This is a genomic window from Salipiger sp. PrR002, assembly GCF_010500775.1.
GTDB lineage: Bacteria > Pseudomonadota > Alphaproteobacteria > Rhodobacterales > Rhodobacteraceae > Salipiger.
The window spans coordinates 11,507-37,723 of the sequence record NZ_JAAGOU010000040.1 but is presented as its reverse complement, the minus strand read 5'-3'; the positions used below and the strand labels follow the sequence as shown (position 1 = coordinate 37,723).

Here is a 26,217-nt window from a genome sequence, read left to right as displayed (position 1 = left end):
GACATGAAAGACATCGAGACAGGGGCCGTTGGGCCGCAGGCCGCCTATGAGGTGTATCTCGCCGCGGGTCGCTTCATGATTCAGCGGGCTCAGAGCACTGGCGAATATGTGTTCTGGCCCAAGGTCACATCGCCCTCCGGCGCCACCGATCTCGAATGGATCGAGGCCAAGGGCACCGGGACAATCTATGCCATCACCGTCAACCGCGCCCGGGCTGGTTCCTGGAACGTCGCGCTGGTCGAGCTTGATGAAGGTGTCCGCATGATGTCGACGCTGCCCGCCGTGGAAACCGCCGAGATCGGCGCACGGGTGAAGGCCCGTATCGAAGACACCGAAGACGGACCCCGCGTGGTCTTTGATCTGATCACGGAGGACGCGGCATGAGCGAGAGCATGCGGGGAAAATCCGCCATCGTAGGGATGGCAACCGCCGGCGTCGGTGAGGCGCCGGGCTTTTCGGCCATGGAGCTTCTGGGTCAGGCGGCGGTCAAGGCGGTGAATGACGCCGGGCTCAAGCTTCAGGACATCGACGGCGTCTTCGCGGCCACCAGCAGCCATGCCTTCCCGACCATGAGCGTGGTCGAATATCTTGGACTGAAACCGAAGTTCTTCGACGGCACGAATGTCGGCGGGTCGAGCTTCGAGATGCATCTGCTGCAGGCGACGCTGGCCCTCGAGGCCGGTCTCTGCGACGCGGCGCTGGTCTGCTACGGCTCGAACCAGCGCACCGCGGGCGGCCGCCTCGTCTCGATGAGCGAGCCGCAATGGCACGAAACCCCCTACAAGCCGCGCCATCCGATCACCGCCTACGCGCTGGCGACCAGCCGCCACATGGCCGAATATGGCACCACGCGCGAGCAATTGGCCGATGTGGCACTTGCGGCGCGGGGCTGGGCCAACCTCAATCCCGAGGCCTTTGCCCGTGGCCCGCTCAGCAAGGACGAGGTGCTGTCGGCGCGGATGATTTCGGACCCGCTGACCAAGGCCGACTGCTGCCTTGTGACCGATGGCGCTGCGGCCTGTGTGCTGGTGCGTGCCGAGCGGGCAAAGGACCTGCCGGGCAAGCCGGTCTATTTCCTCGGCGCGGGCGGCGCGAATTATCACCGCTCGATTGTGGCGATGCCGGATCTGACCACCACGGCCGCCGCCGAAAGCGGACCGCGCGCCATGGAGATGGCCGGGGTGCGCCACGCCGATCTCGATCTGGCGATGGTCTATGACGCCTTCACCATCAACACGATCCTGTTCCTCGAGGATCTCGGCTTCTGCCCCAAGGGCGAGGGCGGGCGCTTTGTCGAGGATGGGCGCATCGCGCCCGGCGGCGAGCTTGCGGTCAACACCAATGGCGGCGGCCTCTCATGCGTGCATCCGGGGATGTATGGCCTCTTTCTCATCGCCGAGGCTGTCACGCAGATCCGTGGCGAGGCGGGAGAGCGGCAAATCGAGGACTGCAACCTTGCCCTGTGCCACGGCAACGGCGGCACGCTGTCCAGCCAATGTACCGCAATTCTCGGATCGGAGGCCGCGCTGTGACCACTCTGTCCCATATCGACGGGCTCATCGCCCCGCGTTCGGTTGCGGTGATCGGCGCCTCGGACGACGTCACCCGGATCGGCGGACGCCCGATCGCCGCGATGCTGCGCGCGGGCTACGAAGGGCGCATCCTGCCGGTCAATCCAAAGCGCGAAACGGTGCAGGGCCTGCCCTGCTACGCCAGCGTTGACGATCTGCCCGAGACGCCCGATGCAGCGCTGATCGCAGTGCCGGCCAAGCTTGTCCCCGAAACCATCGAGGCGCTTGGGCGCAAGGGCTGCAAGGCCGCGACGTTGTTCTCGGCGGGCTTTGCCGAGGTCGGCGCGGAGGGTGAGGCGGCGCAGCGCGAGCTTGTCGCGCTGGCGCGGCGTCACGGCATGCGCATCCTCGGGCCCAACACGCTGGGCGTCTACAATGTGGACATCGGCTATTACGGCACCTTCTCCTCGTCGCTCGACACCGGCCTGCCGCGACCGGGCAATATCGGCATCGCCAGCCAGTCCGGAGCCTTCGGCGCGCATCTCGGGGCGCTCGCACGGGATCAGGGCTTGGGTTGCTCGGTGCTCATCACCACTGGCAATGAGGCCGATATCACCGTCGCCGATGCGATCCGCTGGATGGCCGAAAGCGACAGTACCGACGTGATCTGCACCTATATGGAAGCGATCAACGACGCCCCCGCGCTGCTCGAGGCGCTTGATGTCGCGCGGGCCGCAGGCAAGCCGGTGCTGGCGCTGAAGTCCGGTCGTTCAGCGGTCGGCGCGCGCGCGGCAGCCTCGCACACCGCCTCGCTCACCGGCGATGCCGTTGTGGCCGACGCGGTGCTTTCTGATCACGGCGCGATCATCCTGCGCGATCCCGAAGCGATGATGGACATCGCCTACGCAGCCTCCAAGAAGGTGTTTCCGGCGCAGCATTCGCTTGGCATCGTGACGGTGAGCGGCGGCGCAGGCATCGTGGCCAGCGACGAGGCCGAGCGCGTGGGCCTGCCGATGCCCGCGATGCCCGAGGCGGCGCAGGCGGCGCTGAAGGCCGCGCTGCCCTATGCCTCGCCGGTGAACCCGCTGGACTGCACCGCGCAGGCGCTGAATGACCCCTCGCTGCTGGAGCTATTCACCCGCAAAGGGCTCGAGGACGGCGGCTATGGCGCTGTGCTCTGCTTCCTGACCTATGTCGCCGGAAGCCGGGCCATGTCCGACGTGATCCTTGAGGCGATGGCACCGCTGCGCGCGGCCTTCCCGGACCGGATCATCGCCTTCTGCGCGCTTGGCGAGCGCGAGGTGCTACAGCGCTACGACGACGCGGGCATCCTCATCTTCAACGATCCCTGCCGAGCGGTGCGCGCCCTCGATGCGATCCTGCGTCTTGGCGCGGGGCAGGCGCGCGGCGCAGGTGCCGCTCCGCCTGAGACCACGCCCGTCGAGCTTCCAGAGGGGACGCCGGACGAGGCGCAGGCCAAGGCCCTGCTTGCCGCCGCCGGGATCGCCGCTGCGCCCGAACAAGCCGTGCAAAGCGCCGACGAGGCCGTCGCGACCGCCGAGGCCTTTGGCTACCCGGTGGTGATGAAGATCCTGTCACCGGACATCCTGCACAAGTCGGACATCGGCGCGGTCAAGCTGAACATCCGCAGCGCCGAGGCGGTGCGCACGGCGCATGCCGACATTCTGAAGGCGGCGCAGACCCATGCGCCGAACGCTGCGGTGACCGGTGTGCTCGTCGCCAAGCAACTCTCGGGCGGGGTCGAATGCCTGATGGGGATCAACCGCGACCCCACATTCGGGCCGGTCGCCGTGTTCGGGCTCGGCGGTATCTTCGTCGAACTGCTCAATGACGTTGCGCTGCGCGCTTGTCCCTTTGGGCCGGAAACCGCGCGCGAGATGATCCTGTCGATCCGCAGTGCCGCGATTTTGCAGGGCGCGCGCGGACAGGCACCAGCGGACATCGACGCTTTGGCCCAGATGCTCTCGCGCCTGTCAGTCTTTGCGGCGGGCGCGGGCGAGCGGCTGGTGTCGATCGACCTTAATCCGGTGCTGGCGATGCCCGAGGGGCAGGGGGCCTTTGCGCTCGACGCGGTCATCGAACTGGACCGGCAGGAGGCCGCAGCCCATGGCCATTGACTATGACCACCTGATGAACTTCGACATTCCCGAGGTGCGCCAGAGCTACGGCCCTGCCGAGGTCGCGCGCTTTGGGCTGACCGTCGGCATGGGGCAGGATCCGATGGACATGAAGCAGCTCGCCTATGTCGGCGCGCTGGCCGACGATCAGCGCGCCATGCCTGCGATGGCCAACATTCTGGGCCATCCCGGGTTCTGGCTGGGGCGCCCGGAGACCGGGGTCAACGCGGTCAAGCTGGTGCACGGCGAGCAGGGCATGACGATCCACCAGACGCTTCCCGCCGAGGGCAGCGTGATCGCCAAGACCCGCGTCACCGGGCTGGTCGACAAGGGTGAAGGGCGCGGCGCGCTGCTCTATTCGGAAAAGGAGATCCGCGAGGCCGAGAGCGGCACGCTGCTGGCGACCTGCCGTGGCACCACCTTTCTGCGCGGCGACGGCGGGTTTGGAGGTCCGGACGGCCCGGTGAAGCCGCCGCATCCGATGCCGGAGAGCGCGCCCGACCATGTGTTCGACACGCCGACCCGGCCCGAGCAAGCGCTTGCCTACCGTTGGAACGCCGATCCGAACCCATTGCATCTGGACCCGCGGGTGGCCGCCAAGGCCGGGTTCGAACGGCCCATCCTGCACGGGCTCTGCACCTTTGGCTGCGCTGCCCACGCCCTGCTTGCGGTGATGTGCGACTACGATGCCGACCGGTTTGGTGCGATGGACGGGCGGTTCACCGCCTTCGTTTATCCGGGCGAGACGCTGCGGACAGAGATTTGGGACGACGGATCGTTCCGCACGCGCGTGCTGGAACGCGACAAGGTCGCGATTGGCAACGGGATTTTCAAGCTGAGGGAGGCGGCATGAGCATCGAGACGCAAAAGGGCGAGGACGGGCTTCTCGTCATCACGCTGAACGAGCCGGACCGGCGCAACCCGATCGGCCATGCGGCCCGGCTGGCGTTGGCAGAGGCGCTGTCCGAGGCTGCAACCGACGATGCGGTGCGCGCCGTTGTCCTGACGGGCGCGGGCGGGCATTTCTCGGCGGGGGGCGATATCCGCGATCAGGGCCAGCGCAGCCTCGGTGCCCACCGTGAACGGTTCGCGGTCATTGGCGATGTGGTCACCCGCATGGCGCGCTTTCCCAAACCGCTGGTTGCTGCGGTTGAGGGCTGGGCTGCGGGCGGGGGCTTTGCCCTTGCGCTGGCCTGCCCATTGGTCGTGGCCTCGCGCGACGCGAAATTCGTGGCCAGTTTCACCAAGATCGCGCTGATGCCCGACTTGGGGCTGCTGAGCACGCTGCCCGCGCGGATCGGGGCGGCCAAGGCACGGCGCCTCATCCTCAGCAACCGCGTCGTCGCCGCGCCGGAAGCCGAAACGCTCGGCATCGTGGACGAGCTTGCGGACCCGGGCGAAGCTTTGCGCGTCGCCTCAGCCCTTGCATTGCAGGAAGCGCAGGGGCCCGCCATGGCCCGGCAGGCGATCCTTGACTGGTTCGCGCGGGATCTGGCGGCGGCGCTTGAATACGAGCAGGCGATGCAGCCGATCCTTCTGAACAGCGCGGATGCCGCAGAGGGGCGGGCGGCCTTTGCCGAAAAAAGGCCGCCGCAGTTCCGGGGATGCTGAGCCTTCGGGGGGCGGCGTCCCCCGACGATCTGGCAGGCGGCAGGGCCCTGCCCAAGACCCTGCGGCGGATCGCCATGGTCACTGTCATGGCGACCGCTGTGCTTTTGGTTTTCGTCGACATGCGCGCCCTGACATTGCTGGGCGCGGCGGCGCTGGTGCTGTTCCTGCTTCTGGCATGGCGCCAGTTCAGAACCGGCACCTGGGTGCCGATCCTGCTGTCGGTCGCTGTTCTTGTGCTGGCTCTCCGGCAGGGCGTCGCCGCCGAGGTTCTCTGGCGGGCCGCGGATCGGATGGTTTTTCTGTCTGCGCTGATCGCGATGCTGGGCACTTTGCGCTCGGCGGCTGCGATCGCGCCAGAGGTGCTGCAGGCCGGGGCCTATGTCACCAACCAGCCCGCGTCGCGCCGCTATCTTGCGATGACCTTCGGTGGGCATCTTTTCGGCGTGCTGATCAATTTCGGCGGGCTCGCGCTGCTCCTCGATCTTGCCAAACGCGCAATGACCACCGAAGCCGCCGCCCATCTGCCCGCAGACGCGCGAGAGGCGCGGCTGCGGCGCATGACGCTGGCGGTGATCCGGGGCTTTTCGATGATCTCGCTCTGGTCGCCCTTCGGCTTTGCGACAAACGCGATCCTGATCGCGGTGCCCGGCGTGTCCTATATGGACTTTGGCCCCGTCGGCTTTGCCATGTCCTTTGTGTTTGTCGCCATCGGTTGGAGCCTCGACCGGCTTGACGGGCGGCGCTTCCGCAGGCTTGGTTTGCCCCGTCCAAGCCCGCCGCCCGGCAGCTGGCGCGGTGCGGTGGCTCTGGTTGCGCATGTGCTGGCACTGGGGGCGAGCGTTTTCGCCGCACACGAGCTGACGCCCCTCAGCTTTCAGCAGGCCCTGATCTGTGCCGTTCCGGTCTACGCCCTGCTCTGGGCCGCATCCGCCGGACGCCGGACCATGGGGCAGGCGTCTGCCGGGGTCGGCGCGGCAACCCGCGCCACATGGGCTCGTCTATCCGACCTTGGGGCCGAAGTTGGCGTCTTTGCTGCAGCGGGGTTCCTGCCGGTGCTGTTGCTGGCTTTGCTGCCGACCGAGGATCTTCGGGCGTCCATCGTCGCGCTGGGGCTGGGTCCGCTGTCGCTGACATTGGGGCTGAGCCTGCTGACGGTGGTGATGGCGCTTTGCGGCGTGAATCCGATCGTCTCGGCCTCAGTCTTTGGGTCGATCGCGGCGCAGCTGGAGGTTCCGGGGCTGAGCAACACCGCGATCGCGCTCGCCATCACCGGCGGCTGGACAGCGGTGATTGGCCTGTCGCCGTTCATCACCACGCTGGTCATCGCCGCCACGATCATGGGCCGCAGCACCAGCAGGATCGGGCTCGTGTGGAATGGGCCCTACTGCCTTGCCATTTTCCTGACGTGGGCGCTGTTCCTCACCGCCTTGATGTAGAGCGGCGCGATCTAGCGGAAGAACACTTCGCTTTGGGCATAAATCCACCCGCCGACATGCCCAATGGGCATTGCCGGATCCTCAAAGCGTTGTGCCCGGCCATTGCCCCGCTGCCACCATGGCGTGCACTTCCGCCGTCAGGAACTCTGCAAAGTTGCTGGTCAGCCGCGAACCGGGCCGGTTCAGAGGCGTCATCAGCACAAGCGTCCGGTCAATCGTACGCCGAACGATTGGCCGCGCGATGAGCCGCCCCTCACGCACCTGATTGATCACGCTCACAAGCGGCAAGATGGTGCTGCCAAGACCGCGCTCGACGAAGGCGAGCATGGTCGGCAGAATATCGATCTCGAGCACCACGTCGAGATCGATCCGCTCGTCCAATGCAATTGCCTCGACCCGCCCGCGCAGCCCGTGCTCGGGGTTGGGCAGGATCAGCGGCTTTTCCAGCGCATCGCGCACGGGAATCGGCACGCCATCGCGCGCGCCGTCGGCCTTTGCGGTCTGGATCAGGAAAAGCTGCTCTATAATAATGGGTTGCGCCTTGATCGACGGGGATTTCTGGCCCTCATACGCCACACCCAGATCGATCTTTCCGCGCAAGAGCCAGTCTTGAACATGGCCACTGAAGCCCGAGATGATGCGCAGCTTCACATCGGGGAATTTGGTCAGAGTCCGCTCGATGAGGTGGGTGGCAAGGATCTCGGACACCGTGGGCGGCAGGCCCAGCGTCACCGTGCCCGAAAGCGGCGCGCGGTTGCCCGAGATGTCCCCGGCCATGTCCTCGACGTCCTCAAGGATCGCCTTCGCGCGGCGGGCCAGCCGAATGCCTTCCTCGGTGGGCATGACACCGCGCCCGTGACGCCGCAAAAGCGACACGCTGAGCTCGTCTTCGAGCGCCTTGACCACGCGGCTTAGCGCCGGCTGTGCGATGTTGAGGCGCTCGGCGGCGGCGGTGATACTGCTCAGTTCGACCACCTGAATGAAGTAGCGCAGCTGACGGAAATCCATTCATACCTCATTTGCATCTCTGTTATCTACATAATGCATTTGAAACATGGCTTCCAGTTCGCCAAGCTCGTGAGTGGAGGAAGACGTCACTCCCGCGCGGCCTGCCTTTGGCAGCCCCGGGATGCGGGTCACTGGAGGAGTGACCCGTCTGCGTTTTCCGATGCACAGGGAGGATTGCATGAAGACCGGATTGAAATTCGGGGTCGCTGTCGGCGGCCTCGTGGCATTGAGCACGTTTGGCGCAGCGGCACAGGAGTTGCCGAACACCATGGTCTGGACGTCCTACGACGTCGGCTCGGCCGGATACGCCGAAGCCTCGGCGATTGCCGACGCCTTTGGCAAAGAGTTCGGCACCCGCGTGCGGATTCAGCCCTCGGGCAGCGGCATCGGTCGTCTGCAGCCACTGCTGCAGGGTCGTGCCGATTACGCCTTTCTTGCGACCGAGGCATTTTTCGTCGCTGAGGGTGCCTTCGATTTCGCCACCCGCGAGTGGGGCCCGCGCGAGCTGCGCGCCGTCGCCGGTCGTCCGGCCGGGATCACGCTGATCGCGGCGGGTGACGCCGGGATCGAGAATGTCGCCGATGCCCGCGGCAAGCGCATCGCCTTCGTGGCAGGCAACCCGTCCGTGAACGTCAAATGCGAAGCCATCCTCGCCTTCGGCGGGCTGACCCTCGACGATGTCGAGGTCGTCACGTTCCCGACCTACGCGGCGGCCATGTCCTCGATGACCCGCAACGAATCCGACGCGACCTGCACCACGCCGACCACCAGCCAGCTCTATGAACTGGCGGAAAGCCCGCGCGGCATCCACTACGCGCCGCTGGAGGCGGACAACGCCGCCGGATGGGAAGGGCTGCTGAAGGTGCTGCCGATCATGGGGCCGTCTGACGAAGACGTGGCCGCGGGTCTCCCGGAAGGCGAGATCGCCAAGATGGCGGCCTATCGGTATCCGGTGATCACCACCACCGCGGAAAAGAGCGCGGATGAAGTCTATAACTTCATCAAGGCGCTCGACGAGAGCTATGACCTTTATAAGGACGGCACCGCAACCATGCCGCGCTGGACGCTCGAGAAGTCCGGCAAGCCTGCGATCGATGTGCCGTTCCACGAAGGGGCCATCCGCTATCTCAAGGAAAAAGGCATCTGGACCGATGAGGATGATGCCTGGAACGCCAAGCGGATCGAGCGCATGGACGCGCTGCTGGCCGCTTGGGACGAGTTCAAGCCGCAGAACGAAGGCCTGTCGGACGAAGAGTTCGCCGAAGCCTGGATGGCCAAGCGCGCCGAGGTCGTCGCGGGCCTGAACTGAACCACAGTTCCTTGAACCTCCCCGGCGCGAGACGCGCCGGGGCACTTCTTGCCTTGATCAGGAAGAGACCATGGATTCCGACAAGACCATCGATGCCGCGACGTCCGCAGAACATCCCCCTGCGCCGACGGCAAGCGCGCCGCCCCCGTTCCCCGGCCAGACCCTCATCAGAGCGATCGTCATGGCGATGGGAGCCCTTGGGGTGGTCATGGCGATCAACCAGCAGTTCCTGTTGAACCTTTTCGGGTTCCAACCGCTGGGCAACGCCTATCTTTATTACCTCATCGGCATCTTTCTGGCCGTGGCCTTCCTGTTGCTTCCGGTCAGCACCCTGCACCCGCGGCGGCTCTGGTGGATCAATCCGATCCTTGCGGTCGCAGCTCTGGTCAGCGCCGGATGGCTCGGGATGCACGGGCTCGACATTATCCAGAAGGGCTGGGAATACGATGCGCCGCCGATGGCCGATGTGATGGCCTCGGTGCTGATCGTGCTGGTACTCGAAGGCGTGCGCCGCGCGGGCGGGCCGATCCTGCTGGTGACCGCGCTGCTTTTCGGAGCTTACCCGCTTTACGCCGACTATATGCCCGGCTTCCTGTGGGGCACCGAATATTCGCTGGTCGGCACGGTCCGGGCGCATGTGCTGGGCGTCGAGTCGATCATCGGCATCCCGATGCAGGTGGTCGCCGAGCTGGTCATCGGCTTTGTGATCTTTGGCTCCGTCCTAGTTGCGACCAAGGGCAGCGACTTCTTCATGGAGCTGGCCTCGGCGCTGCTCGGGCACAGCCGGGGCGGCCCCGCGAAAGTGGCGGTGATGGGTTCGGGCATTCTTGGCTCGCTCTCGGGCAGCGTGATCTCGAACATCCTGACCTCTGGGCCCTTCTCGATCCCGACCATGCGGCGCGTCGGCTATCCGGCGCATTACGCAGCCGCCGTCGAGGCCTGTGCTTCGACCGGCGCCACGCTGATGCCGCCGGTGATGGGCACGGTCGCCTTTGTCATGGCCTCGTTCCTTGGGGTGCAATATTCCAGCATCGTGATCGCCGCGGTCATTCCGGCGCTGATGTTCTATGTGGCGCTGCTGTTCCAAGTCGATATGTACGCCGCGCGACGCGGTCTGCGGGGCCTGCCGCGCAGCGAGATGCCCGCGATCTGGCCGGTGCTGAAGTCGGGCTGGCCGTACCTCTTGAGCCTTGCTGTGCTGATCTTTGTGCTGATGGGTCTGCGCATGGAAGCCCGCTCGCCCTATTACGCCTCTGTGGTGATGCTGGTGGCGACGGCGTTCAACAAGGACACCCGTCTGACACTGGGCCGGGCCAAGGCGCTGCTGCTCGACATCTCGGCGAACATCGCCAGCCTTGTCGCCGTGCTGGCGGGGATTGGGCTTGTGGTCGGCGGCCTGTCCTACACCGGCGTCGCCGGGGCGTTCTCCCGCGAGCTGCTGCTCTATGCCGGTGGCAACACGGCGCTTATGCTGATTGCCGGCGCGGTGACGAGCTTTGTGCTTGGCATGGGGATGACGGTGACCGCCTGCTACATCTTCCTGTCGATCCTGCTGGCACCGGCGCTGGTGCAGGCCGGGCTCAACCCGATCGCCAGCCACCTCTTCATCCTGTACTGGGGCATGCTGTCCTACATCACCCCGCCGGTGGCGCTGGCCGCGATCACCGCCGCGAATGTCGCCGGATCGAAGCCCATGCAGACCGGGTTCCATGCCATGCGCCTTGGGATGCCGCTCTTCGTGCTGCCCTTCATCTTCGTCTACGACCCGGCGCTGATCATGGAAGGCACATGGCTGCAAATCCTCGAACGGGTGGCGCTGACGCTCGTGGCGATCTGGGCAATCACCTCGGCCTTCGAGGCCTGGATCTACAAGGTCGGCAAGATCGGCGCCTTGAGCCGGGTCGCCTTTGGCCTCGGGGGCGTGCTGATCCTCTTCCCCGAACTGACCACCAGCCTCATCGGCGCAGCGGTGCTGCTTGCGGTGATCGCCATAAACCTTGGGCTTGGACGCCGCAGAAGCGCCGTGAAGGCGTAAGTCAGAAGTCAGGAGACATTCAAATGGACAAGAGTGTGACGGGCCTAGAGAGCGCCGTCGCCCCGATCTCCGACGGCGCGTCGGTGATGATCGGCGGCTTCGGATCCTCGGGCATTCCGTTCGGCCTGATCGATGCGCTGCTCGAACAGGGCGCCACGGGGCTCACGGTGATCTCGAACAACGCAGGGGCTGGCGAGACCGGCATCGCCAAGCTGCTGAAGGCGGGGCGCGTGGCACGGGTGATCTGTTCCTACCCGCGCTCGCCCGGCTCGATCTGGTTCGAAAAGCGCTACGAGGCCGGGGAAGTCGAGCTTGAGGTGGTGCCGCAGGGCACGCTGGCCGAACGCATCCGCGCCGCAGGTGCCGGGCTGGGCGGGTTCCTGACCCCCACGGGCTTTGGCACGCTGCTCGCCGAGGGCAAGGAGACGCGGATGATTGATGGGCGCGGCTATGTGCTCGAGGCCCCGCTGCACGCCGATTTCGCGCTGCTGCGGGCGGATCGCGGCGACAAATGGGGCAATCTCAGCTTCCACGCCACGGCACGCAATTTCAACCCGGTGATGGCGATGGCCTCGCGGCATGCGGTGGCCGAAGTGCGGGAACTGTCCGAGCAGCCGCTCGATCCGGAACATGTGGTGACGCCGGGCATCTTCGTGCAGGGCGTCGTGGAATACGGGGTGCGCCCATGACCGTCCAGAAGCTGAACGCCCAAACCCTGAATGCGCTGAGCGATGCCGAGCTTGCCGCCCGCGTCGCGCAGGACATCCCCGACGGGTCCTATGTGAACCTTGGCATCGGCAAGCCCACGCATGTTTCATCCTATGTGCCCGAAGGGCGCGAGGTGACCTATCATTCCGAGAACGGGCTTCTTGGTGTTGGGCCGACCCCGCCCGAGGGCGAAGAGGACGTCGAGCTGATCGACGCCAGCAAGCGCTATGTCACCGCCGCGCCCGGCGCCGCCTATTTCGAACATTCCGACAGCTTTGCAATGATGCGAGGCGGGCACATCGATATTGCCGTGCTTGGCGCCTACCAAGTGGCCGAGAACGGCGATCTGGCAAATTGGGCGACGCTGGACGAGAAGTTTCCGCCAGCCGTCGGGGGGGCCATGGACCTCGTCGTTGGGGTGCCGCGGATCTTCGTGATGATGCGCCACGTCAACCGGGATGGCACGCCGAAGCTGCTCAAACGCTGCACGTATCCGCTGACCGGCCTTGGCGTTGTCAGCCGGGTCTACACCGATCTTGCCGTGCTTGACGTGACCCCCGCCGGTTTCCGTCTGGTCGAGCTTACGCCGGGCAACAGCCTTTCGGACGTGCAGGCGATGACCGAAGCCACCATCCTGACCTGAAGGAGGAGACCATGCCCAAACGCAAGGACAAGCTGACCTCCGAGATCGGCTGGAGCACCCCAGATCGGATCACCGTGCGCGGCCTCGATCTGCCGACCGAGATCCTCGGCGAGATGAACCTTGGCGATCTTGCCTTCCTGCTCACGGCGCATCGCAAACCGACACCAGAGGAATCGAAGGTCTTCAACGCCATCGTTATCACGCTGGTGGAGCATGGCATCACCCCCTCGGCCATGGTCGCACGGCTGACCTATATGGGCGCGCCGGAGTCGCTGCAGGCGGCGGTGGCGGCGGGGCTGAGCGGCCTTGGCACGGTGTTCGTCGGCTCGATGGAGGGCGCGGCGCGCCTTCTCTATGAGGCGTTGCCCGCAGAAAAGCTCGGCACCGGGGCCGACCTTGATCGCATCGCCAAGGAGGTGGTCGCGGACTACGCCGCGCGCAAGCAGATTCTGCCGGGGCTCGGTCATCCGCTGCACAAGCCCGTCGATCCGCGCACGCCGCGCCTGTTCGAGATCGCTGCTGAAAACGGCCTGTCGGGCGAGTATGTCGCGCTTATGCAAGCCATTCAGCGCGAGGCCGAGGCAGCGCGTGGCAAACCCCTGCCGATCAATGCGACAGGCGCGATCGGAGCGATCTGCTGCCAGTTTGGCTTTCCATGGCAGATCGTGCGCGGTTTCGGGGTCATGGCGCGGTCGATCGGCCTCGTCGGGCACATCCTCGAAGAGCGCAGCGACCCGATTGCCTTTGAACTGTGGCAGCGGACCGAAGAGGAAATTCTGCGCAACAACGGCCCGCAGGCCAGCTGATGCCGGGGGCGTGGTTCGGAAACACGGCGCGGCTGCAGGACAGCGTCCGACGCCGGGATAGCCGGAGCATCTCATGGATATGAAAAGCCTTTCTGACCAGACGCCAAGCTTTCCGCTGTTTGTGTCAGCGGCACGGCCAGACGTCTTTGCCGCCGCGTGCAGCGCAGGGTCGGACATGGTCGTGATCGACTTCGAGGACTCGGTTGCCCCCGACAGCAAGGCGGCGGTGCGGCGCATCCCGCAAAGCGCGCTGCCGCAAGAACGCTCGGTGAAGCTTTACCTGCGGGTCAATGGCACCGGCACGGTGTGGCACCGCGATGACGTCGCCTTTGCCCGGATGGCCGGGGTCGACGGGGTCGTCCTGCCCAAGAGCGAAAGCGCAGAGGAGATCACCGCGCTGCGCCAAGCACTCGCCCCGGGGCAGAAGGTGATCGCGCAGATCGAGACAGTGCGCGGCCTGTCGCGGGTCGAGGAAATCGCTCAGGTCGCGGACCGGCTGGCCTTGGGATCCATCGACCTGTCCGAAGATCTGGGCTGTGCCCACACCCGCATTGCGCTGCTGCCGCTGCGCAGCCGCCTCGTGCAGGCGGCACGGCTGGCCGGAGCCCCGGCGCCGCTCGATGGGGTGACCATAAGCGTGACCGACGCCGACGCCATCACCGATGACGCCATGCATGCAAGCGAGCTGGGCTTTGGCGGAAAATGCCTGATCCATCCGCGACAGCTGCCGCCGGCGCGGGCGGGCTTTCGCACCCAGCCGCAAGACCTCGACTGGGCGCGCCATGCGCTCGAGGCAGAAGACAGCGCGCTGCCCGATGCCGAGGGGGAAGTGCTGGGATCGCCGGTGGTTGTGCGGGCGCGTCGGCTCCTGCTGCGCGGTCAGGCGCAGACTAGGCAGGGCACTGTCGAAGGATCGGCGATCGCTGTTCCGGTCAGCGCGCCCTCTGCCCGCCAGCAACCAGCGGGCCGGGACCGGCCCGGCCAAGGACCATCAGGAAAGTGAGGATCGCATGACCGAGCAACGCCACATCGCGCCACAGGACCAGATCGCCGGGCTGCGGGCTGGCCTGAAACTGCCGCTGATCGGCGCTCCGATGTTTCTGGCCTCGGGGGTGGATCTGGTTGTCGCCCAGTGCAAGGCGGGCATCATCGGCACCTTCCCCTCGCTCAATGCGCGCCCCGCGGCGCAGCTCGATGAATGGCTGACCGAGATCCAAGCCCAGCTCGACACCCACCGGCAAGAGACCGGCGAGACGCCCGCGCCCTTTGGCGTGAACCTGATCGTAAATGACTACAACACCCGTCTCGACGAAGACCTCGCCACCATCGTGCGTCACCGCGTTCCGCTGGTGATCACCTCGCTTTCCGCGCCCGACAAAGTGGTCGAGGCGGTGCACGGCTATGGCGGTCTGGTGTTTCATGACGTGGTCAAGGCCCGCCACGCGCGCCGTGCGGTTGCGGCTGGGGTCGACGGGCTGATCCTCGTCTGCTCTGGCGCGGGCGGTCACGCCGGGACGCTCAGCCCCTTTGCGTTGGTTGAGGAGGTGCGCAGCTTCTACGACGGGCCGCTGGCACTGTCGGGCGCCATTGCGAATGGCCGCGCGATCCTCGCCGCTGAGGTGCTCGGCTGCGATTTCGCCTATGCCGGAACGGTGTTCATTCCCACCGAAGAGGCGATCGCGCCCGAGGGCCACAAGCAGATGGTCGTCGCGGCGGCCTCGGACCAGATCCTCTATACGCCGCTGTTCTCGGGCACCCATGCCAATTACCTCGCGCCGAGCATCGAGGCGGCGGGGGTCGATCTCGATGAGGCACGGCTGGCGCAGCCGCGCCGCATGGGGGCCAAGACCGATCCCGACAGGCCGCGCGCTTGGTCGCAGGTCTGGAGCGCGGGGCAGGCCGTGGCGCAATCGCGCGCTCTGCAACCTGCCGCCGAGGTCGTTGCACGGCTCGAACGCGAATACCACGCCGCGAAGACGGCGCTCTGCGGCCAAGGAGGAGACGCACAATGAGCCAGACCCACCAGAGCAATGTCCCCGACAGCCGGGGCATGAACGCCTATCACGCAGACCCGAGCTTTGCGGCGCTGCTGTCGGTCTATGTGCCAAAATCCCTGCACCCGGTTCTTGAGCCGCAGCTGGAGCGCATGGGCGCATTGGTCGGCGACCGGCTCGAGCAATTGGCACTGGCCGCAGACAAGAACCCGCCCACCCTGTCGCTGCGCGACCGGACCGGCGCGGCGGTTCAGCGCATCGAGAAACACCCCGCCTATGAAGAGCTCGAGCGCTATGCCTTCGGCGAGTTCGGCCTTGCCGCCATGTCGCACCGCGGCGGCGTCTTTGGCACGCCTGACAAGCTGCACCCGATGGCGAAATACGCGCTGGTCTATCTCTTCGTGCAGGCGGAGTTCGGGCTGTGCTGTCCGCTCAGCATGACAGACTCGCTGACCCGCACCCTGCGCAAGTTCGGCTCGAATGAGCTGGTCTCGCGCTACCTCGACCGTCTGACGAGTCAGGACATGGACAACCTCTTCCAGGGCGCGATGTTCATGACCGAACAGGCGGCGGGATCCGACGTTGGCGCGGTCGAGACCGTGGCACGCCAGCAGGACGGCGGCTGGAAGCTCTATGGAGACAAATGGTTCTGCTCGAATCCTGATGCGGCGCTGGCAATGGTGCTCGCACGGCCAGAGGGCGGCGAGAGTGGCACCCGTGGCCTGTCGCTTTTCCTGCTGCCACGGCACCTGCCGGACGGGCGGCTCAACGATTACCGGATCATCCGGCTCAAGGACAAGATGGGCACGCGCTCCATGGCCTCGGGCGAGATCGTCCTCGAAGGCGCCGAAGCCTATCTGGTCGGCGAGGCGGGGCAGGGCTTCAAGCAGATGACCGACATGATCAACATGTCGCGGCTCGCCAACGGCGTGCGCAGCGCCGGGCTGATGCGGCGCTCGGTCGCCGAGGCGCTGCACATCTCGCGGCACCGCCGCGCCTTTGGCAAATCCCTGATGGACATGCCGCTGATGCGGCGGCAACTGGCCAAGATGCTGCTGGCCGCAGAGCAGGGCCGCAGCATGGTCTTCCATACCGCGCAGGTGCTCGATGCGGCGGACCGCGGTGATGCCGAGAAGGCCAAAGTGCTGCGCATCCTTACACCGCTGGTGAAATTCCGCGCCTGCCGCGATGCCCGTAAGGTGGCGGGCGACGCGATGGAGGTGCGCGGCGGCTGCGGTTACATCGAGGAATGGTCCGACGCCCGCGTGCTGCGCGACGCGCATCTGGGCTCGATCTGGGAAGGCACCAGCAACATCGTCGCGCTCGACGTCCTGCGCGCAGCGCGGCGCGAGGGTGCCTTCGACGCGCTTGACGCGCATCTGCGCGCCTGCCTGTCCGAGATCGACGCGCCGCTGGCAGAGCGGCTTGGCGCGGCGCTTGACCGGGTGGCGGCGCTGTTGCGCACAACCTCTGGTCAGGAGGGTCCGGCAGAGGCCTCGGAAACGCGCCGCGCTGCGAGCGCGGTCTACAACATCGCCTCGGCCGTGTTCCTTGCGTGGGAGGGCGCCCGCCTCGCGGGCAGCCACCCCGCGATCGCGGCGGACCGCCAGCGCCTCGCCGACCTTGTGCTGACGGAAAAATTGGGCACCCGCGATCCGCTGGCACCGGCGGCGCCCGAGCCTGACTGGCTGCCGGACGTGCTGGCACGCGCCGGGTGCGACGCCGAGATCTCCCGCATAGCCGCCGAATGAGAGACGCCATGACACTTGCACAGACCCTCGCCGAATTTGCCGTCAACGCCACCGTTCAGGACGCGCGGATGCGCAGCTTCGTGACGCTCTCGCTGTTCGACTGGGCGACGGTCGGCATCGCGGGATCGGATGAGCCGGTGGCCCGCGCGGCGCGCAGCATGGCGCTCGAGACGGCAGCCTCGGCCCAAGGCGCCACGCTGTTCGGCGGGGGCCGCGCCGGTGCCGCCGCCGCCGCGCTTGTCAATGGCGCCACGAGCCACGCACTCGACTATGATGACACCCATTTCGGCCACATCGGCCACCCCAGCGTCGCGGTCATCCCGGCGGCGCTTGCCGCGGCAGAAACCGCGCAGGCGAAACCCGCAGAATTCCTGAGCGCGGTGGCGGTCGGGCTCGAGACCGCCTGCCGCATCGGCGCTTGGCTTGGGCGGTCGCATTATGAGGCGGGGTTCCACCAGACCGGCACCTCGGGCGCGTTCGGTGCGACAGCAGCGGCAGCGCGCATATTCGGGCTGGATGCCCCTGCGATGGCCGAGGCGCTCTGCCTCACCGCCACACGCGCCGCCGGGCTCAAAAGCCAGTTTGGTACCATGGGCAAACCGCTCAACGCGGGCTTTGCCGCCGAGGTCGGCGTCACGTCTGCGCTGCTGGCGCGCGCCGGGGCAAGCTCAGCCCCCGAGGCCATCGAAGGGGTGCAGGGCTTCGGCCCGACCCATGCGGGCAGCGCCGAGGCCGGGGCCCTCGACGCTCTGGGGACGGACTGGGTGTTCCCGCGCATTTCCTACAAGTTCCATGCCTGCTGCCACGGTCTTCATGCGATGCTCGAGGCCGCGCGGGACCTGCGGGCAGGCGGTCTTGCCCCGCACGACATCGAGAGCATTGCCATCGCGACCCATCCGCGCTGGCTCGCGGTCTGCAACCAGCCCCAGCCCGCCACCGGCCTACAGGCCAAATTCAGCTACCGGCTGACCGCCGCGATGATGCTGGCCGGTGTCGATACCGCCTCGCTCGAGGTCTACAGTGATGCCACCTGCGCGCGCGATGACCTTTGTGCGCTGCGTGACCGCGTGACGGTGCAGCCGGACGATACGCTGAGCGACAGCGAAGCATGGGTTACGGTGCGCGCCCGCGGCGAGACCCTGAAGGCCCATCACGACATTCTCGCCGACGCCGATCCTGCTGGCATCCAGCCGCGCCTTCGCGCGAAGGCGGAAACGCTGCTTGGCCGCGAGGCTGCCGGGGATCTCTGGGCTGCAATCGCCGGGCTTGGAACGGGCGAGGGAGGGCTGGCCGCGCTGACGCAACGGATCGGCGGCGCGCGCACGGCGGTTGAGCCGCGCGAGTTCGCCACGCCCTGACAACGTAGAGGGCCAGCCATTGTCTCCCCTGCGCGGGTGCTTGCCGCGCAGGGGGGGGCGGGTATCGCGCCGCCTCAGACCGTCGCGTGGCCGGGCAGCGCGGCGCAAGGGGCCTCGGGCGACGCCGCGCGCGCCCGCTCTTCTGCCAGCGCCATCGGACCGCCACGCCAGCGCGGAAAGCCGTAGCCATGGATCATCACGAGGTCGATGTCTTCGGGCCTCCGGGCGATGCCCTCGTCGAGGATTGCGCGGGCCTCCGCGATCATCGCCTCCAGCAAGCGCTCGCGGATCATGTCCGCAGAGATCTCGCGGCGGACAACCCCAGCCTCGCTCGAACAGGCCTCGATCAGGTGCCGCACGTCGTCCGATGGCACGGCGCGTCCTTCTGTGTAGTCATACCATCCGCCTTTGGACTTGCGCCCCAGCCGCCCGAGCTCTTCCACAAGCCGGTCTGCAATGGCCACATAGTCCGGATGCGAGCGCCTGACTTCACCATGACGGTTCCGGTTCGCATGGGCGATATCGAGCCCTGAGAGATCCTGCGTCTGATAGGGGCCCATCGCCATGCCGAAGCCGGTCATCGCGGCGTCGATCTCCCAAGGCAGCGCGCCCTCGAGCAACAGCCGATCTGCCGCGCCCCGGTAGCGGGTCAGGATGCGATTGCCGATGAAGCCTTCGCAGATGCCCGCCTCGACCGCCACTTTCCCCAGCCGCCGCGCCAGCGCAAAGCCGGTGGCCAGCGTTGCAGGCGAGGTCCGTGCCGCCCGCACGATTTCGAGCAGCGACATGATGTGCGCGGGCGCGAAGAAATGCAGCCCGAGGAACCGCTCGGGGCGGTGCAGGTCCGCTGCGATTTGGTCGGGATCGAGATAGGAGGTGTTGGTTGCAAGGATCGTGCGCTCGGGCAGAGTTTCGGACAGCTGCCGAAAGAGCGCCTGTTTCGCCGGAAGATCTTCGACAATCGCCTCGATGGCGATATCGACCGGGGGCAGAGGGGCGGAGCCGTGCAGAAAGGCAAACCCTTTGGAAAGCCGCTGCGCGGCCTCGTCGGGCGTGACTTTGCCACGCGCCACGGCCTGCGCGAAGAGGTCTTGGAGCCCCGCGCGCGCGGCTTCCGCCGCAGCGGCGGTCTGCTCCAGCAGCGTTACCGTCATCCCCGCGTTCGAGAGCGCATAGGCGATCCCCCGGCCCATGGTGCCGCCGCCGACAACCAGCGCGGTCTCAAGCGGGGCGGGCGTTTCAGAACGCAGCGCAGCCGGACGGGCTGCGGCGCGCTCGGCGAAAAACACCCGTCGCAACGCCCGCGCCTGTGCGCCCTTGCGCAGCTCGAGGAAGCTAGCCCGTTCCTTGGGCAGCATGTCGGGCACCGGAGCAAAGGCACTGGCCTCCACCAGATCGATGGCTCGCAGCGGGGCGATCTGTCCCGGCATGCGTTTGCGTGCGACGCGGCGCGCTGCCTCGGCGGCCTCCGGAGCGGGCGTCGGCGCCGGAAGATCGTCGATCGCCGGGCGCGCAAGATCGGTCCCTGCAAGCGCCAGCGCCGCTGCCAGCGGCGCGTCGTCGAGCCCGTCGATCATGCCAAGGTCAAGCGCTTCGCGGGCAGCAACCGCGCGCCCGGTGGAGATGAGCGGCACGGCCTTGGTGATGCCGATGAGCCGGGGCAAGCGCTGCGTGCCGCCCGCCCCGGGCAAGACGCCAAGGATCGCCTCGGGCAGCCCCATGGTCACCGAGGGCGCGGCGATGCGGATCCGGCAGGCGAGGGCGATCTCGAAGCCGCCACCAAGCGCGGTGCCGTTGATCGCCGCGATCGCGGGAAGCGCGGCCAGCCGCGTCAGCACCTCTGGCAGATGCGGCGCCAGCGGCGGCGCGTCGAACTCGCGCACATCCGCCCCGGCAACGAAGGCCTTGCCGGACCCAGTGAGAACGATGCGATCAATGACCCCTTCGGCAAGCAGTCTTTCGGCTTCGGCGCAGAGGTCATCGAGCCCCTGCCGGAGCGGTTGGTCGATGACGTTGAGCGGTGGATTGCAGAACGTCGCGATCAGGGCGGTGCCCTTGTGCTCGATGCGGACGCGGTCGGCTGCGGCATTGGAGGTCATGCAGGTTCCTCGGGAAGTCGGAGCGATATGGCGGCCGGATCGGGCGTGGCGCTGCGCGCCCAACGCTCGGCCAAGCCGTGTCAGGGCCACAACCAGCCAAGGGTCCAGCACGCCAACATTCTGTCACGCGAATTGCATTTTACAAAGAGAATTGTTGGCCGCTCTGGCAAAGCAACAGCCCGCATCGCCAGAGCGCGGCAGGCATCATTGGGTTTCGCGCGCCCAAGCGCGCCGGAGCTTACACCCGGATGCCGTAGCGGCTGATCTTGTCGTTGAGCGTGCGGCGGGCGATGCCGAGCGCTTTCGCGGCCCGCTCGGTATTGCCGCGGCAGCGCTCCAGCGCCAGACGGATCTCGCGCGCCTCGAAGGCGGCGACCCGCTCGGCGAGGCTTTCCGGCTCGGTGATCGGCGTGGCGGCCTCCTCCGGGATGTCGAGCCCAAGGGCGAACCGCTCGGCCACGGCCTTGAGCTCGCGCACGTTGCCGGGCCAAGGACGGCGCAGCAGGCGCTGCTTCAGCGTGTAGGGAAGCTGCGGCACCTCGCGTCCATAGCGCGCCGCGGCAAGTCCGGCGTAATGGCTGAACAAAAGCACGATGTCGTCGCCGAGGGCGCGCAGCGGCTCGACCGTGATCTCGGTCCCGGCGAGGCGGTAAAAGAGATCGGCGCGGAAACTGCCATCGAGGGTGAGCGGACGCAGATCGGCCTTGGAGGTGGCAATGATGCGCAGATCGAGCGGACGCAGCCGGTTCTCTCCCAGCCGCTCCACCATGCGCTCCTGCAGCGCGCGCAGCAGTTTGGGCTGGATGGCGGCGGGCATGGCCTCGACCTCGTCGAGCATCAGCGTCCCGCCCGAGGCAGCCTCGAGCTTGCCCGGCTTGTCCTGCGCCCCCGGAAAGGCCCCCGCCACATGGCCGAAGATCTCGATCTCGAACAGGCTCTCGGGCAAGGCGGCACAGTTCACCGCGATGAAGGGACCGGCAGCACGGGCGCTGGCCTCATGCAGCGCGCGGGCCACAAGCTCTTTGCCGGTGCCGGTCTCGCCGGTGATCACCACGTCGAGATCGGTGGGGCCGATCGCGGCGATCCGCGCGCGCAAGGCCGACATCGCCGCCGATTGTCCCAGCAGGCCGCCCTCGTCGCGGCGGGCGATGCGATCCTGCAACCGGCCAATCTCGGCCCGCGCGGCGCGGCTGCGCAGGCTCCGCTCGATCACGCTCAGAAGGTGCATGCCGTCATAGGGTTTCTCGAGGAAGTCTTCGGCCCCGGCACGCATCGCCTGCACCGCCTGCGCCAGATCCCCATGGCCAGAGATCATCACCACCGGGCAGTCCGGGTCTCGGTCGCGCGCCGCCTCAAGCAGCGCCTGACCATCCATTCCGGGCATCCGCAGGTCGGTCAGGATGAGATCGGGACGGCTGGACGCCGCCAGCGCCTCGCTGCCCCCCGCGAAGGGCTCGGCGCGGTAGCCCGCCGCCTCGATCAGATCACAGAGCGCGAGGCGATGGTCGCGGTCGTCCTCGACCACATGGATCAGCGAACTCATTCGGCGGCCTCTTTGCTGTCGTCGGTTTCGAGCAGCGGCAGGATCACCGCGATCTCTGCCCCACCGCCCGGACCGGAGCGGATGTCGAGCCGCCCGCCGAATTGCTGGACCACCTCAAAGCAGATCGCAAGCCCCAGCCCCAGCCCCTCACCGCCGATCTTGGTCGAGAAAAACGGCTCGGTGACCCGCGGCAGGACCTCGGGCGGGATGCCCGGTCCGTTGTCGCGCACCCGCAGGATCAACTCGTCGCCCTGCGTCTCGACAGCCAGCGCCACCTCGCCATGGCCCGGCTCGACCGCCTCGATGGCATTGTGCAGCAGATTGACCAGTACCTGCTCGAGCCGGGCCTGACCGGCGCGCACCATCAGCGGCCGATCCGGCGGCGTGAACTGCAACTGAACGCCCGCCGCATCGGCGCGCGGCTGCGCCAGAGCCAGCGCCGAGCGCGCCACCTCGGTCACCGCGACCGGCGAGAGCGGCGCGGCCTCGCGCCGCGAGAAATTCTTGAGATGCTTCGTCATCCGCTGCATCCGCCGGATCAGCCCGCGCGCCGATTGCAGCCGCACGGCGGTCTGCTCCGGGGCGCGCGAAAGCCCAAACTCGGCGGCGGTCAGTGTCGCCTCCATCGCCGCGAGCGGCTGGCTGACCTCATGCACGATGGCGGCGGACATGCGCCCGAGCGCGGCCATCTTCTCGGATTGCACCAGCGTCGCCTGTGTGGCGCGCAGATCCGCCTCGACCTGACGGCGGGCATCGATCTCGCGCGCCAATTCGGCGGTGCGCTGGCGCACCTTGCGCTCCATGACTTCGGTCTGGCGCAGACGCAGGGCGATGAGGCGGCGCCGGTGCCGCCGCATGTCGGCCAGTCCGAGCCCAAGCAGCCCGGCCAGCAGCACCAGAGCGCTTGTGGCCACGGCGCCCGCGCGCGCGGGCCAGAGCGGCGTGGCCGCGAGCAGCCGCCAGCCATTCTCGAACGGTGTGCCGCGCAGCGTGGTGACGCGGCCCTCACCACCGCGGCCCAACTCGGAGCCTTTGGGCAGCAGCGGAGCGGCAGCGTCGAGGTTGGACCGGGCATAGAGCCGCGAGGCATCAAGCCGGGCAAGGGCGTCGGCAGGCAGCGGCGTGAGCGGGCGATAGCGCCAATCCGGCTGCGACGAAAGAAAGACCACGTCGTCACGGTCGGTGACGGCAATGCGCTGGCCGGTTTCTGCCCAAGCCTGTTCCAGCGGCCGCAGGTCGATCTTCACCACCATCACGCCGCGCGCGCCAAGGCCGGGATCATCGACCCGGGTCGAGATGAAATACCCCGGCTCGCCGGTGGTGACGCCGATGGCATAGACCGCGCCGCTGCCGTTGGCGCTGGCGTCGGTGAAATAGGGGCGGAAGCTGTAATCGTGTCCGACGTAGCTGTCGGGCTCGTTCCAGTTCGACGAGGCGAGGGTCACCCCGGCGTGGTTCAGCAAATAGAGCCGACCCGAGCCGGTTTGCGTGGCGATCTTCTCGAGATAGCGATTGGCGGCGTCGATCGCGTTCGGATCGGTCGGCGCAATCAGGGCGGCGCGGATCCGGGCGTCTTCTCCGGCGACACGCGGGAGCGAGCGGAAGCGGTCGATCTCTGCCTGCAGAGCGCGATGGCTGACCAGAAGTTCCTGCTCGAGACCCTGCCGCAGTTCGGCAAGGATCACCTGCCAGGCCAGCGCCCCGCACAGCAGCGCGCCGAGGGTGACCAGAACGAGCCGCAGGCGCCACGCCGAGCGCAGGCGCGGCAGCAGGGCGCGGCGGCGGGGCATCAGCCCGCGTCGGGGCAGGGCGCGACCTGCACCGGCTGTCCGGATGTGGCGCCGAGCTGCGTGCAGTCCGCGCCGCAGAGCGTCCAGGCCGAGGGCGTCTCGCCCGAGGCGGCGAGGGTCAGCGCCGGGACCGGCGGCAGGTCCGGCGCCCAGACCCACCAGCCCTCTTCGAAATGCCCGCCCGGGCCGGGCTCCATACCCGCGCCCGAGCCCTTGACCGCCGCCTCCGTGAGATGGAGGCGATGATCTTTGGTGACTTCCCATGTCTCGCGCCATTCCTCACGCTCGACCGAATGGGTCCATTGCAGCGTGAAGCTGTTGCCGGTGCCAAGGGCGATCATCATCGCCCCTGCCATCAGGCAGCCGGTCATGCCGACACCGGGGCCTTGCGCCGCCACACCAGCAGCCCGAAGACCACCGCGAGGGCAAAGCCGAGCTCGTCGGTGATCGGCAGCGCCGCGACGAGGGTGAAGGCGGCGGCGACAGCGATCAGCCGCTCCCAGATCGCCAGCGGACGACCCAGCCAGCCGATGACGCAGGCGCCCCAGAGCGCGAGCGCGATCAGCGCCTTCAGCACGACATAGGCGACCGCGGGCCAATAGCCGATGGAGCCTGCCAGCGCGCCGCCGTCCTGCAGCATCAGCGCCGGGGTATAGACCGCCATGAACGGCACCACGAAGCCCGCTGCGGCAACCTTGATTGCCTCGAAGCTGATCTTCAGTCCGCTCTCCTTGGCGATGGGTGCGGCGGCAAAGCAGGCCAGCGCGACCGGCGGCGTCAGATCCGCGAGAATGCCGAAATAGAAGACGAACATATGGCTGACGATCAGCGGCACACCGAGGTCGAGCAGCGCGGGACCGGCGATCGACGAGGTGATGATGTAGTTGGGGATCGTCGGGATGCCCATGCCGAGGATGATGCAGGTGATCATCGTCAGCACAAGGCTGAGGAACAGGCTGTTCTGACCCACCGAGACGATGAACTGGCCGAAGGTATTGGCCGCCCCTGTCAGGGTCATCACGCCGATGATCACGCCGACCAGCGCACAGGCGATACCGACCGGCAGAGCCGTTTTGGCACCGTCCGCAAGGCTGTCGCGGCAGACCTTCAGCGTCTCGCGGCCGCCCTTGAAGACGGCGCAGGCGACGATGAGCAGGGCCAGAACCAGCAGCAGCGCGTTGATCCCGAACTTGAAGAAAGCCGAAGCGGCGAGGCCGAGCACGATCCAGAAGATCACCCGCACCCCGGTCGAGTTCATGCCCATGGCGATGGCAGCGCCGAGGATCAGCATGCCGGTGAGGGCAAGGCCGATGGTGCCTGCGAAAAGCGGCGTGTAGCCCGAGAACAGCAGCCAGACCAGCACGGCCAGCGGCAGGATCAGATACCAGCCTTCCTTCAGCGCCTTGCGGGCCGAGGGCATCTCATCGGCGGAAAGGCCGCGCAGATCGCGCTTGCCCGCCTCGAGGTGGACCATCCAGAAGGCCCCGGCGAAATAGAGGATGGCGGGCACCAGCGCGGCCTTGACCACCTCGATGTACTGCACGCCAAGCGTCTCGGCCATGATGAAGGCGACGGCCCCCATGACCGGGGGCATGATCTGCCCGCCCATCGACGCGGTCGCCTCGACCCCCCCGGCAAAGGCCGACCGGTAGCCGAAGCGCTTCATCAGCGGGATGGTGAACTGGCCGGTGGTGACCACGTTGGCGACGCCCGAGCCCGAGATCGTGCCCATCAGCCCCGAGGACAGCACCGACACTTTGGCGGCGCCGCCCATGCGGTGCCCGACAAGCCCCAGCGAGACATCGGTGAAAAGCTTGATCATCCCGGCCTTCTCCAAGAACGAGCCGAAAAGGATGAAGAGGAAAATATAGGTCGCCGAGACATAGGTCGGGATGCCGTAGATCCCCTCGGTGCCGTAAGCGATCTGCTCGACCACCTGCTCAAAGGCATAGCCACGGTGGTTGAACGGCGAGGGCAGGTGCTGCCCGAAAAGAGCATAGGCAAGGAAGAGCCCGCAGATGATCGGCAGCGCCGGGCCCATCAGCATCCAAGCGGCGACAAAGACGGTGACAACCGCGACGCAGCCAAAGACGAGGTCGGCGGTGTTGGGATCGCCTGCGCGGAACAGCAGCGGCGTGTATTCGATCCACTGGTAGGCCGCGACCGCGACGCCCGCGGCGGCAAGCAGCCAGCACAGAGCGCGCAGCGGCGCGCCAAAGCCGCGCCCAAGTGCCAGCAGCGGGTAGCCAAGCGCCATCAGGAACCCGACGTGCACGGCGCGCATCACCTGGCTGGGCAGGTCGATGACATGGGCGGCGATGGAAATCTGGTAGAGTGAGAAGGCCACTGCCAGCCAGAAGAGGAAGCGCCCGATCAAGCTCGGCGGAAAGCTCGAGGCCAGCGGGTCATGCAATTCGGCCAGTTCTTCGGCCCGGCCGTGCTCGGCCGCGTGTTGTCCGGTCATGTGGTCCTCCCGT

Annotated in this window: 21 protein-coding genes; 15 read left to right on the top strand and 6 right to left on the bottom strand. The window is 67.2% G+C overall.

What is annotated here, in order from left to right; translation table 11 throughout:
* Positions 1 to 3: 3 nt before the first annotated feature.
* From G0A00_RS23525 to G0A00_RS23500, 6 genes are read left to right on the top strand one after another with little or no spacing between them, the layout of a single operon-like run.
* Entirely contained in the window at positions 4 to 384 is a 381-nt protein-coding gene (locus tag G0A00_RS23525) for a Zn-ribbon domain-containing OB-fold protein (RefSeq protein ID WP_164184685.1), read from the top strand.
* Positions 381 to 1,532: a thiolase gene (locus G0A00_RS23520; protein ID WP_164184684.1), complete on the top strand. Its 1,152-nt coding sequence runs from the start codon at positions 381 to 383 to the stop codon at positions 1,530 to 1,532. Before G0A00_RS23525 ends, G0A00_RS23520 begins: the two co-directional genes overlap by 4 nt.
* Positions 1,529 to 3,649, top strand: a complete 2,121-nt coding sequence (locus tag G0A00_RS23515) for an acetate--CoA ligase family protein (RefSeq protein WP_164184683.1) — start codon at positions 1,529 to 1,531, stop codon at positions 3,647 to 3,649. Before G0A00_RS23520 ends, G0A00_RS23515 begins: the two co-directional genes overlap by 4 nt.
* On the top strand, positions 3,639 to 4,502 hold the full coding sequence (locus tag G0A00_RS23510) for a MaoC/PaaZ C-terminal domain-containing protein (RefSeq protein ID WP_164184682.1): 864 nt from the start codon (positions 3,639 to 3,641) through the stop codon (positions 4,500 to 4,502). Before G0A00_RS23515 ends, G0A00_RS23510 begins: the two co-directional genes overlap by 11 nt.
* A complete protein-coding gene (locus tag G0A00_RS23505) occupies positions 4,499 to 5,260 on the top strand; it encodes an enoyl-CoA hydratase/isomerase family protein (RefSeq protein WP_164184681.1) in 762 nt (253 codons plus the stop codon). The genes G0A00_RS23510 and G0A00_RS23505 overlap by 4 nt, the downstream gene beginning before the upstream one ends.
* Positions 5,254 to 6,696, top strand: coding sequence for a hypothetical protein (locus G0A00_RS23500; protein WP_164184680.1), 1,443 nt, complete (start codon positions 5,254 to 5,256; stop codon positions 6,694 to 6,696). Before G0A00_RS23505 ends, G0A00_RS23500 begins: the two co-directional genes overlap by 7 nt.
* Positions 6,697 to 6,777: 81 nt before the next feature.
* Here the strand turns inward: G0A00_RS23500 and G0A00_RS23495 are convergent, their stop codons facing one another.
* Entirely contained in the window at positions 6,778 to 7,704 is a 927-nt protein-coding gene (locus G0A00_RS23495; protein WP_164184679.1) for a LysR family transcriptional regulator, read from the bottom strand.
* 178 nt (positions 7,705 to 7,882) lie between these two features.
* Here G0A00_RS23495 and G0A00_RS23490 point away from each other — a divergent pair, with 178 nt between their 5' ends.
* The 9 genes from G0A00_RS23490 (at position 7,883) to G0A00_RS23450 (ending at position 18,308) form a co-directional block, all read left to right on the top strand.
* Positions 7,883 to 9,013, top strand: coding sequence for a TAXI family TRAP transporter solute-binding subunit (locus G0A00_RS23490; protein WP_164184678.1), 1,131 nt, complete (start codon positions 7,883 to 7,885; stop codon positions 9,011 to 9,013).
* Positions 9,014 to 9,083: 70 nt separating this feature from the next.
* The gene (locus tag G0A00_RS23485) at positions 9,084 to 11,048 is read left to right on the top strand and encodes a TRAP transporter fused permease subunit (RefSeq protein WP_164184677.1); all 1,965 of its coding nucleotides are present in this window, start codon (positions 9,084 to 9,086) and stop codon (positions 11,046 to 11,048) included.
* A gap of 23 nt (positions 11,049 to 11,071) precedes the next feature.
* Positions 11,072 to 11,737, top strand: coding sequence for a 3-oxoacid CoA-transferase subunit A (locus tag G0A00_RS23480; protein WP_164184676.1), 666 nt, complete (start codon positions 11,072 to 11,074; stop codon positions 11,735 to 11,737).
* Entirely contained in the window at positions 11,734 to 12,399 is a 666-nt protein-coding gene (locus tag G0A00_RS23475; protein ID WP_203595497.1) for a 3-oxoacid CoA-transferase subunit B, read from the top strand. Before G0A00_RS23480 ends, G0A00_RS23475 begins: the two co-directional genes overlap by 4 nt.
* A gap of 11 nt (positions 12,400 to 12,410) precedes the next feature.
* Positions 12,411 to 13,205, top strand: coding sequence for a citryl-CoA lyase (locus G0A00_RS23470; protein ID WP_164184675.1), 795 nt, complete (start codon positions 12,411 to 12,413; stop codon positions 13,203 to 13,205).
* Between the two features lie 73 nt (positions 13,206 to 13,278).
* Positions 13,279 to 14,208, top strand: coding sequence for a CoA ester lyase (locus G0A00_RS23465; RefSeq protein WP_203595496.1), 930 nt, complete (start codon positions 13,279 to 13,281; stop codon positions 14,206 to 14,208).
* Positions 14,209 to 14,215: 7 nt separating this feature from the next.
* The gene (locus tag G0A00_RS23460; protein ID WP_164184674.1) at positions 14,216 to 15,217 is read left to right on the top strand and encodes a nitronate monooxygenase family protein; all 1,002 of its coding nucleotides are present in this window, start codon (positions 14,216 to 14,218) and stop codon (positions 15,215 to 15,217) included.
* Positions 15,214 to 16,950, top strand: a complete 1,737-nt coding sequence (locus G0A00_RS23455; protein WP_164184673.1) for an acyl-CoA dehydrogenase family protein — start codon at positions 15,214 to 15,216, stop codon at positions 16,948 to 16,950. Before G0A00_RS23460 ends, G0A00_RS23455 begins: the two co-directional genes overlap by 4 nt.
* An 8-nt stretch (positions 16,951 to 16,958) precedes the next feature.
* The gene (locus G0A00_RS23450) at positions 16,959 to 18,308 is read left to right on the top strand and encodes an MmgE/PrpD family protein (RefSeq protein WP_164184672.1); all 1,350 of its coding nucleotides are present in this window, start codon (positions 16,959 to 16,961) and stop codon (positions 18,306 to 18,308) included.
* A 74-nt stretch (positions 18,309 to 18,382) separates the two neighbouring features.
* Here G0A00_RS23450 and G0A00_RS23445 read toward each other — a convergent pair whose 3' ends face one another.
* From G0A00_RS23445 to G0A00_RS23425, 5 genes are all read right to left on the bottom strand, one after another.
* Positions 18,383 to 20,407, bottom strand: coding sequence for a 3-hydroxyacyl-CoA dehydrogenase NAD-binding domain-containing protein (locus G0A00_RS23445; protein WP_164184671.1), 2,025 nt, complete (start codon positions 20,405 to 20,407; stop codon positions 18,383 to 18,385).
* Between the two features lie 238 nt (positions 20,408 to 20,645).
* The gene (locus G0A00_RS23440; protein WP_164184670.1) at positions 20,646 to 21,950 is read right to left on the bottom strand and encodes a sigma-54 dependent transcriptional regulator; all 1,305 of its coding nucleotides are present in this window, start codon (positions 21,948 to 21,950) and stop codon (positions 20,646 to 20,648) included.
* Positions 21,947 to 23,740 carry an ATP-binding protein gene (locus G0A00_RS23435; protein ID WP_164184669.1) on the bottom strand — a complete coding sequence of 598 codons (1,794 nt, stop codon included), beginning with the start codon at positions 23,738 to 23,740 and terminating at the stop codon, positions 21,947 to 21,949. Before G0A00_RS23435 ends, G0A00_RS23440 begins: the two co-directional genes overlap by 4 nt.
* Positions 23,740 to 24,111 carry a DUF1850 domain-containing protein gene (locus G0A00_RS23430; protein WP_164184668.1) on the bottom strand — a complete coding sequence of 124 codons (372 nt, stop codon included), beginning with the start codon at positions 24,109 to 24,111 and terminating at the stop codon, positions 23,740 to 23,742. Before G0A00_RS23430 ends, G0A00_RS23435 begins: the two co-directional genes overlap by 1 nt.
* Complete coding sequence (locus G0A00_RS23425) at positions 24,108 to 26,204, bottom strand: TRAP transporter permease (RefSeq protein WP_164184667.1); 2,097 nt, start codon at positions 26,202 to 26,204, stop codon at positions 24,108 to 24,110. Before G0A00_RS23425 ends, G0A00_RS23430 begins: the two co-directional genes overlap by 4 nt.
* Positions 26,205 to 26,217 lie beyond the last annotated feature (13 nt).

Bases quoted from the DNA above. Each gene is read 5' to 3' on its own strand.
- G0A00_RS23485 (WP_164184677.1), top strand. From the start codon at position 9,084: ATGGATTCCGACAAGACCATCGATGCCGCGACGTCCGCAGAACATCCC.
- G0A00_RS23430 (WP_164184668.1), bottom strand. From the start codon at position 24,111: ATGACCGGCTGCCTGATGGCAGGGGCGATGATGATCGCCCTTGGCACC.
- G0A00_RS23460 (WP_164184674.1), top strand. From the start codon at position 14,216: ATGACCGAGCAACGCCACATCGCGCCACAGGACCAGATCGCCGGGCTG.
- G0A00_RS23445 (WP_164184671.1), bottom strand. From the start codon at position 20,407: ATGACCTCCAATGCCGCAGCCGACCGCGTCCGCATCGAGCACAAGGGC.
- G0A00_RS23470 (WP_164184675.1), top strand. From the start codon at position 12,411: ATGCCCAAACGCAAGGACAAGCTGACCTCCGAGATCGGCTGGAGCACC.
- G0A00_RS23440 (WP_164184670.1), bottom strand. From the start codon at position 21,950: ATGAGTTCGCTGATCCATGTGGTCGAGGACGACCGCGACCATCGCCTC.
- G0A00_RS23425 (WP_164184667.1), bottom strand. From the start codon at position 26,204: ATGACCGGACAACACGCGGCCGAGCACGGCCGGGCCGAAGAACTGGCC.
- G0A00_RS23510 (WP_164184682.1), top strand. From the start codon at position 3,639: ATGGCCATTGACTATGACCACCTGATGAACTTCGACATTCCCGAGGTG.
- G0A00_RS23465 (WP_203595496.1), top strand. From the start codon at position 13,279: ATGGATATGAAAAGCCTTTCTGACCAGACGCCAAGCTTTCCGCTGTTT.
- G0A00_RS23450 (WP_164184672.1), top strand. From the start codon at position 16,959: ATGACACTTGCACAGACCCTCGCCGAATTTGCCGTCAACGCCACCGTT.
- G0A00_RS23505 (WP_164184681.1), top strand. From the start codon at position 4,499: ATGAGCATCGAGACGCAAAAGGGCGAGGACGGGCTTCTCGTCATCACG.
- G0A00_RS23500 (WP_164184680.1), top strand. From the start codon at position 5,254: ATGCTGAGCCTTCGGGGGGCGGCGTCCCCCGACGATCTGGCAGGCGGC.
- G0A00_RS23480 (WP_164184676.1), top strand. From the start codon at position 11,072: ATGGACAAGAGTGTGACGGGCCTAGAGAGCGCCGTCGCCCCGATCTCC.
- G0A00_RS23495 (WP_164184679.1), bottom strand. From the start codon at position 7,704: ATGGATTTCCGTCAGCTGCGCTACTTCATTCAGGTGGTCGAACTGAGC.
- G0A00_RS23525 (WP_164184685.1), top strand. From the start codon at position 4: ATGAAAGACATCGAGACAGGGGCCGTTGGGCCGCAGGCCGCCTATGAG.
- G0A00_RS23490 (WP_164184678.1), top strand. From the start codon at position 7,883: ATGAAGACCGGATTGAAATTCGGGGTCGCTGTCGGCGGCCTCGTGGCA.
- G0A00_RS23520 (WP_164184684.1), top strand. From the start codon at position 381: ATGAGCGAGAGCATGCGGGGAAAATCCGCCATCGTAGGGATGGCAACC.
- G0A00_RS23475 (WP_203595497.1), top strand. From the start codon at position 11,734: ATGACCGTCCAGAAGCTGAACGCCCAAACCCTGAATGCGCTGAGCGAT.
- G0A00_RS23435 (WP_164184669.1), bottom strand. From the start codon at position 23,740: ATGCCCCGCCGCCGCGCCCTGCTGCCGCGCCTGCGCTCGGCGTGGCGC.
- G0A00_RS23455 (WP_164184673.1), top strand. From the start codon at position 15,214: ATGAGCCAGACCCACCAGAGCAATGTCCCCGACAGCCGGGGCATGAAC.